Source organism: Pseudoalteromonas sp. SWN29 (assembly GCF_015864465.1).
Lineage (GTDB): Bacteria > Pseudomonadota > Gammaproteobacteria > Enterobacterales > Alteromonadaceae > Pseudoalteromonas.
On the sequence record NZ_JADYXE010000179.1, the window covers coordinates 1 to 556 of the forward strand.

A 556-nucleotide genomic window follows, 5' to 3' on the forward strand; every position below is an offset into this window, starting at 1 on the left:
AAGGGTGTCTTCATCAAAAGGAATCCGCTGGCCCCTTACCCAGGATCTCATGTCCCGCACGCCCTCCTCTGTGGGCCAAGCATTGGCATAAAACTCTAGGACTACATCTGGGTCAAACTTGGCCATGGGAGTGACCAGCGACGTCCAATGCCGGCGAGCTATCTCTTCCTGAAAATCTGTGTACTCGTCGTCCCTGAGCTGGACGCGTCGCTCCCGGAGAAACGACCATCCCTTGATGGCCTCGAAGCGCTGCTGGTGTACAGCGCTCCTAAAGCGGTGACTGTCATACTCGGGAGCGGAACTAGTTCCTTCGGCCGCTTTATCCTTCCTGGATCTCTTTGAGGCAAGCTTCCTTGGGGCCATTTCCTAAAAAGACAAACATTTTGGGAAGTTAGTTTCACCAAGAAATGCTACTTTCAAAACAACAACGGCATGCAACCTCCTCCAATAAACACAAACATCAATGTAAATTTAGAGCAAGCTTATGCGCATACTTCTTCACGAATGTTCACTTGCACAAGACATTCTTATAACTAAGAAAAATGCACCCATATAC

Annotated in this window: 1 protein-coding gene; it reads right to left on the bottom strand. The window is 48.9% G+C overall.

All coding sequences use genetic code 11. The features are described 5' to 3' along the window. Positions 1 to 363 (bottom strand): hypothetical protein (locus I6F53_RS20995; RefSeq protein ID WP_442960602.1); only part of this gene is annotated, 363 nt, incomplete at its 3' end. Between the last annotated feature and the right edge of the window lie 193 nt (positions 364 to 556).